Annotated in this window: 7 protein-coding genes; 1 reads left to right on the top strand and 6 read right to left on the bottom strand. The window is 49.7% G+C overall.

What is annotated here, in order from left to right:
- Nucleotides 1-53 precede the first annotated feature (53 nt).
- From proS to metN, 6 genes are all read right to left on the bottom strand, one after another.
- Nucleotides 54-1,772, bottom strand: coding sequence for a proline--tRNA ligase (proS, locus tag J1778_RS00255; RefSeq protein WP_217171508.1), 1,719 nt, complete (start codon nucleotides 1,770-1,772; stop codon nucleotides 54-56).
- Between the two features lie 121 nt (nucleotides 1,773-1,893).
- Entirely contained in the window at nucleotides 1,894-2,601 is a 708-nt protein-coding gene (gene tsaA, locus J1778_RS00260) for a tRNA (N6-threonylcarbamoyladenosine(37)-N6)-methyltransferase TrmO (protein ID WP_217171509.1), read from the bottom strand.
- Entirely contained in the window at nucleotides 2,598-3,005 is a 408-nt protein-coding gene (gene rcsF / locus J1778_RS00265; protein WP_217171510.1) for an Rcs stress response system protein RcsF, read from the bottom strand. The genes tsaA and rcsF overlap by 4 nt, the downstream gene beginning before the upstream one ends.
- Nucleotides 3,006-3,173: 168 nt before the next feature.
- A complete protein-coding gene (locus J1778_RS00270; protein WP_217171511.1) occupies nucleotides 3,174-3,989 on the bottom strand; it encodes a MetQ/NlpA family lipoprotein in 816 nt (271 codons plus the stop codon).
- A gap of 61 nt (nucleotides 3,990-4,050) precedes the next feature.
- Nucleotides 4,051-4,704, bottom strand: a complete 654-nt coding sequence (locus J1778_RS00275) for a methionine ABC transporter permease MetI (RefSeq protein ID WP_015696115.1) — start codon at nucleotides 4,702-4,704, stop codon at nucleotides 4,051-4,053.
- Nucleotides 4,697-5,728, bottom strand: a complete 1,032-nt coding sequence (gene metN, locus J1778_RS00280) for a methionine ABC transporter ATP-binding protein MetN (protein WP_217171512.1) — start codon at nucleotides 5,726-5,728, stop codon at nucleotides 4,697-4,699. Before metN ends, J1778_RS00275 begins: the two co-directional genes overlap by 8 nt.
- A 179-nt stretch (nucleotides 5,729-5,907) precedes the next feature.
- Here metN and gmhB point away from each other — a divergent pair, with 179 nt between their 5' ends.
- On the top strand, nucleotides 5,908-6,474 hold the full coding sequence (gene gmhB / locus J1778_RS00285) for a D-glycero-beta-D-manno-heptose 1,7-bisphosphate 7-phosphatase (protein ID WP_217171513.1): 567 nt from the start codon (nucleotides 5,908-5,910) through the stop codon (nucleotides 6,472-6,474).
- The last annotated feature ends 191 nt before the right edge of the window (nucleotides 6,475-6,665 follow it).

Here is a 6,665-nt window from a genome sequence, read left to right on the forward strand (position 1 = left end):
ATGCCCGCATAAAGCGGGCATTTCTCTTTATGGATTACAATGGTTATCCGGTCTTAACGCGGGATCTGACTCAGCAGATATTCAACGATATCGCTTTGTTTGATCATCTGTTTTTCGCCGGTACGACGGTTTTTGTATTCCAGCTCTTCAGCATCCAGATTACGATCGCCAATCACTACGTGATGTGGGACACCGATCAGTTCCATATCTGCAAACATGACGCCCGGACGTTCTTTGCGATCGTCGAGGATCACATCAATTCCGTGTGAACGCAGTTCTTTGTACAACGCTTCTGCTGCATCTTTCACGCGGAAAGATTTGTGCATGTTCATTGGCAGAATAGCGACCTGGAATGGTGCGATAGCATCCGGCCAGATAATGCCGCGATCATCGTGATTCTGTTCGATCGCAGCAGCAACCACACGGGTCACGCCGATACCGTAACAACCCATGGTCATCAACTGGTTTTTACCATCTTCGCCCTGAACGGTTGCATTCATTGCTTCTGAATATTTCGTGCCCAGCTGGAAGATATGACCGACTTCGATACCGCGTTTGATAACGAGAGTACCCTGGCCATCCGGGCTTGGATCACCGGCAACCACGTTACGGATATCGGCGATTTCTGGCAGCGCAACATCGCGATCCCAGTTAATACCAAAGTAATGCTTACCGTCGATGTTAGCACCTGCGCTGAAATCGCTCATGGCGGCAACCGTGCGGTCAGCGACAACTGGCATTGGCAGATTGACCGGGCCGAGTGAGCCCGGGCCAGCAGCCACGATTTCACGAATCTCAGCTTCCGTTGCGAAAGTCAGTGGTGCTGAAACTTGTGGCAGTTTCTCGGCTTTGATTTCGTTCAGTTCGTGATCACCACGGATCAGCAGCGCAACCAACTTATGGCCGCTTTCTGCCGTCGCGTGAACCATCAGGGTCTTAACGGTTTTCTCAACCGGAACCTGGAACTGTTCTGTCAGTTCAGCAATGGTTTTGGCATTAGGGGTTTCAACAACACGCATCTCTTCGGTTGCGGCAGCGCGTGGCGTCGTTGGTGCTAATGCTTCAGCAAACTCAATGTTAGCCGCGAAATCAGAGGAGTCAGAGAACACCACATCATCTTCGCCGCTCTGTGCCAGAACCTGGAATTCATGCGATGCGCTGCCGCCGATGGAACCGGTATCTGCGAGAACAGCACGGAAATCCAGTCCCATGCGGTTGAAGATCTGGCTGTAGGCTGCATACATTGCATCATACGTTTCCTGTAAAGATTCCTGCGTCGTGTGGAACGAGTAGGCATCTTTCATCAGGAATTCACGGGAACGCATCACACCAAAACGCGGACGAACTTCGTCACGGAATTTGGTCTGGATCTGGAAGAAGTTCAGCGGCAATTGTTTGTATGAGCTGACTTCATTACGGATCAAATCGGTAATGACTTCTTCGTGGGTCGGGCCCAGAACGAATGGACGATCGCCACGGTCAACAACACGCAGCAACTCCGGACCGTATTGTTCCCAACGTCCGCTTTCCTGCCATAAATCGGCGGGCTGAACTACCGGCATCGACACTTCAATGGCGTTCGCGTTGTTCATTTCTTCGCGTACGATGTTTTCAACTTTCTTGAGAACGCGTAAGCCGGTAGGCAGCCAGACATACAGGCCGGAGGCCAGTTTACGGATCATCCCCGCACGCAGCATCAGCTGATGGCTGATCACTTCCGCGTCGGCTGGCGTCTCTTTAAGTGTAGAGAGCAGATATTGAGTAGTACGCATGATGTTGTTTGTTCCGTTAGCACTGCAAATTGCAATCAGGCTGGCCAGTTGGCAGCCAAAACGTGAAAAGTAGCTTAGTTTACCAGCGAGTTGCTGTTGTCAAAAGAGACGCAGAGGAAATTTAGTTTTTGTCCAGTGACAATACCTGATTCAGAGAGCCCGTCACCCGCCAGCGAACATTAAAGTCCAGCAGGCGAACTGCGTAATCCCGGTCGGTGACTTCCCCTTTACGGTAAGCCGGACGGGGATCTTGTCCCAGAACCTGCGTGATAAAACGGCGCAGATGCGGATATTGCCCCGCATGCTCAGCCAGCTGCTGTTCAGCCTGTGGTAAAAATTCTACCGGCATATCTGCATCCGGTGCGTGCTGGGCAAATCCAGCGCGCGCGTCAGGATGGCTTTCTGCAAAAGGAAGATAAGGCTTAATGTCCACGACAGGTGTGCCATCCACCAAATCCAGACTGCCCAGTTGCAGAATGACATTCTGTCCCTGACAGTGGATCCCTTTCAGCTCTACCAGCGACATTCCGAGCGGGTTTGGCCTGAAGGTTGAACGGGTCGCAAACACACCGGTACGCGTATTGCCGCCCAGACGCGGCGGGCGAACGGTCGGACGCCAGCCACCTTCCATCGTCTGATGAAAAATAAACATCACCCATAAATGGCTGAAGTCTTCCAGCCCGCGAACGGCTTCGGGCTGGTTATAAGGCGCGTGCAGATGTAATTCGCCGCCACCGTCCTCAATCAAACCCGGCTGGCGCGGAACAGCAAACTTCTCTTTATAGGGCGAATGAATCGTTCCTATTTGCTCAAAAGAAAATGAGGTCATTTAAATTTGACGTTCAGGGCTGAACCCTGACAAATCGCCTGCTGGAAGCAACCCGGCACACCGCTGATAATCTGGCACTGGTGCAGTAATACTGCATTGGCCTTCATATATGAGGCGCGGGTCAGCATTCTTTTACGCGCAGTAGCAAGGCTCGGTGGCGCATCATTTTGATCACCCTGGCAGGATTCGCCGGAGACTTCGCCTAAATCACGGAAAGGGCTACCGACCAGAGCTTCAGCATCTTTATAGAGTTTTACCGGGGCAGGGCGGACCGGAGCCGGTTTAGGTTTTACTGGTTTTGGCTCTTCTTTTACAACGGGTGCAGTAGGGGTTGGCTGTGGATGTTGAGTCAGAGAACAACCCGCCAGCAAAAGCGCCGACAAACAGAGAGGTAAAGCACGCATGGTATATCCTCTGCTTTTTAATATGTTTACAGGAAAGAATGTGGCGTTATTGAACCAAGGTATTGAGAAAATAACAAGGCGGGCATATGCCCGCCTTGAATTTATTTGTGAAAGTAATATTTACAGCGTTATGGTCAGCGCTAAACCTGCTTCCCTGACTGCAACGGATTACCAGCCTTTAACTGCGCCGCCGTTGAAGATTTTGTTCGCTGCAGCGTTAACTTCATCAGACTGATATGCCTGAACGAATTTCTTCACGTTTTCAGCGTCTTTGTTATCTTCACGCGCAACGATCAGGTTAACGTACGGAGAGTCTTTATCTTCGACGAAGATACCGTCTTTCTCTGGCGTCAGATTGATCTGGCTGGCGTAAGTAGTGTTAATTACTGCCAGAGCGATTTTTGCATCGTCCAGTGAGCGTGGCAGCTGTGGTGCTTCCAGCTCAACCAGTTTCAGATTTTTAGGATTCTCAGTTACATCCAGAACGGTTGGCAGCAGACCAACGCCATCTTTCAGCTTAATCAGACCGACTTTTTGCAACAGCAGCAGTGAACGGCCGAGGTTAGTCGGGTCGTTTGGCAGAGCAACCTGGTCGCCATCTTTCAGTTCATCAACAGATTTGATTTTCTTAGAGTAACCGGCGATTGGGTAAACGAAGGTATTACCAACCGGAACCAGTTTGTAACCACGATCTTTGATCTGCTGATCCAGGTAAGGCTTGTGCTGGAAGGCATTAACGTCGATATCGCCTTTGCTCAGCGCTTCGTTAGGTAGCACGTAATCGTTGAAAGTCACCAGCTCAACGTCGAGGCCATATTTTTCTTTCGCTACTTTCTGAGCAACTTCAGCAACTTGTTGTTCTGAACCCACAATTACACCCACTTTGATGTGGTTTGGATCTTGTTCTTTTGGCCCGCAACCAACTAATGCCAGCGATCCCAGAAGCGCGCCAACAACGGCAATGGATTTGAATTTGTTAGACATGTCCTTTCCTCAATAAACGGATATAAATCATTCACAGGGTAGCTATTACAGCGGCTCTTTCTTATTTATGTGTGACTGCTTTTACGATGCGGTCGCCACAAAATTGAATTAAATACACCAAAACCACTAACAGGACTAATACCGTATTCATCACAGTTGCATCGTAACCGATATAACCGTACTGATAACCGATTTGTCCCAAACCACCGGCGCCGACTGCGCCACCCATAGCAGAATAGCCTACAAGAGTGATCAGCGTGATGGTGGCAGCATTGACCAGACCCGGCAAAGCTTCCGGCAATAAGATTTTGCGGATGATTTGCATCGGTGTCGCGCCCATTGCGCGGGAGGCTTCCACCAGACCGCTTGGGATTTCCAGCAGGGCATTCTCAACCATGCGCGCAATAAATGGCGCCGCACCGACGGTGAGCGGAACAATCGCGGCCTGCAAACCGATAGAAGTACCGACAATCATGCGAGTGAACGGAATCATCCACACCAGCAGGATAATAAAAGGAATAGATCGGAAAATATTCACCAGCGCTGACATCACGCGATAGACGTTTTTATTCTCTGCAATCTGACCCGGACGCGTCACATACAGCAGGACGCCAAAAGGTAAGCCAAGCACAAAACCAAAGAAGCCCGAGGTCAGTGTCATAATGACAGTTTCCCAGATACCCCGGCCCATTAACCACATCATTGCCTCAGACATAACCGAGTACCTCAACTTTCACCTGATTCTCATGCAGGAACTGAATTGCCGCCTGAGTGTTTTCTTCTGAACCGTGCATTTCTGTCAGCATAATCCCGAACTTCACGCCGCCGGCATAATCCATCTGCGCACTGATAATATTGTTATTAATGTCAAAGCGACGCACGGCTTCTGAAAGCAGCGGGGCGTCGACCGACTGTCCGGTAAATTCCAGACGCAGTAAAGGTACGCGATCTTTTTCTGGTTCCGGCACCATGCGTACGGCGTAATCTTCCGGAATATCCAGATGCAATGTGGACTGAATGAACTGCTGAGCCAGCGGGGTTTTTGGATGAGAGAACATCTCGCTCACTTTATCCTGCTCAATCAGTTTGCCGTCGCTGATGACCGCAACCTGATCGCAAATACGTTTTACAACGTCCATCTCATGGGTAATGAGCAGGATGGTTAATCCGAGACGACGGTTGATGTCTTTCAGCAATTCCAGAATGGCACGTGTCGTGGCCGGGTCCAGGGCGCTGGTGGCTTCATCACAAAGCAATACCTTCGGGTTACTGGCCAGCGCACGGGCGATCGCAACACGTTGTTTCTGTCCGCCGGACAGATTCGCCGGGTAGGCATCATGCTTATCTTCCAGTCCTACCAGATTCAGCAGTTCGGAAACGCGCTTTTTGATTTCAGCGGAAGACAGATTGTCCAACTCCAGTGGCAATGCGACATTGCCAAATACGGTGCGCGATGAAAGCAGATTAAAGTGCTGGAAGATCATCCCAATCTGACGACGTGCGCGGGTCAGCGCTTTTTCAGAAAAGGACATTAAATCCTGACCATCAACCAATACCTGGCCTTCAGTCGGGCGTTCCAGCAAATTTACGCAGCGTATCAGAGTACTTTTACCTGCGCCGGATGAGCCGATGACGCCATAAATTTGTCCGGCAGGGACGTGAAGACTCACGTCAGAGAGCGCGACTATCTGGCGCGAACCCTGCTGGAAAACCTTGGTGATGTTTGAAAGTTTAATCATATTATTTTTTATTCTGTCTTTTTGCCGTGACGTGGTGAATTTAACTCTTCGGGGATCGTCCCCGTAGTATGTCGTGGATGCTAAGGCGTCTAGACGTCTAAGTCAACCAGGTTAGCATTCTCACAGGCAGTGAAAACATGCGATACTCACGCTACTAATCAGGCATCAGGAGCAAATTCGTGGCACAACCTGTTTCAGCAATCTTTCTCGACCGTGATGGTACTTTGAATGTCGATCACGGCTATGTACATGAAATCGATAACTTCCAGTTCATCGATGGCGTTATTGACGCCTGTCTTAAATTAAAGGAAATGGGCTTTCTGCTGGTACTGGTGACCAATCAGTCCGGTATTGCACGCGGTAAATTTACTGAAGATCAGTTTATGACACTGACCGAATGGATGGACTGGTCTTTGGCTGACCGCGGTGTTGATCTCGATGGTATCTATTTCTGTCCTCACCATCCCGAAGGCACAGTTAAAGAGTTTACCCAGGTTTGTGATTGTCGTAAGCCATTGCCAGGGATGTTTTTAACGGCTAAAGAAGAGCTGAATATTGATATGGCTTCTTCTTATATGGTGGGCGATAAGCTTGAAGACATGCAGGCAGCTGCTGCTGCGGGGGTCGGGCATAAGATTTTAGTGCGCACCGGCAAGCCGGTGACAGAACAAAGTGAAAGTGCAGCTGACGCTGTGCTGGAAAGCCTTGCTGCTTTGCCTTCCTTTATAGCAAAAGCGCAAAAATAACCGTCTTTGCATAAAAAAACGGCAAACGAAATAAAACTGTATTTATTCGCTTGCCATTAAAATCGAACTCCCTATAATGCCGCTCCATCGACAGGGAACAACGTGAACAACATCACGAAGTAACCGGGTCGGAAAGATTAAAAACAGCGGCAACCGGGTAAAATAAACGGTTGACACTGAATGAGGAAAGC

This window comes from Rahnella bonaserana, from assembly GCF_019049675.1.
Taxonomy (GTDB): Bacteria; Pseudomonadota; Gammaproteobacteria; order Enterobacterales; family Enterobacteriaceae; genus Rahnella; species Rahnella bonaserana.